1 pseudogene is annotated in these 266 nt (G+C 43.6%); it reads right to left on the minus strand.

What is annotated here, in order from left to right:
- Window positions 1-249, minus strand: a pseudogene (locus AAEY94_RS20725) (heme lyase NrfEFG subunit NrfE); the annotation flags it as partial.
- Window positions 250-266: the final 17 nt, after the last annotated feature.

The following is a 266-nucleotide window of genomic DNA, read 5'->3' on the forward strand; positions in this document are numbered from 1 at the left end:
GTACCAAGGCAACAGCGTATTAGAATGCTGCGCGACGTAACTGAGGCTAAAATCATTATAATAAAAACCTGCTATCAAAGCGCCAAATGACGTTATCATGGCGGCAAACTGTGCCCAAGCTAGGCTAGGGGCTAGTCGTTGCCAAGCAACTTGGTTACGAATAACACCAATAGTTGGCAGAATTACCTGCAATAACGCCAGTACTAAAGCGGTAAGCAAGGCAAAATAGCCCAATTCTGTAATCAACATACGGTCTAACCTTATTT

It is taken from the genome of Shewanella sp. AC34-MNA-CIBAN-0136 (genome assembly GCF_040309945.1).
Taxonomy (GTDB): domain Bacteria; phylum Pseudomonadota; class Gammaproteobacteria; order Enterobacterales; family Shewanellaceae; genus Shewanella.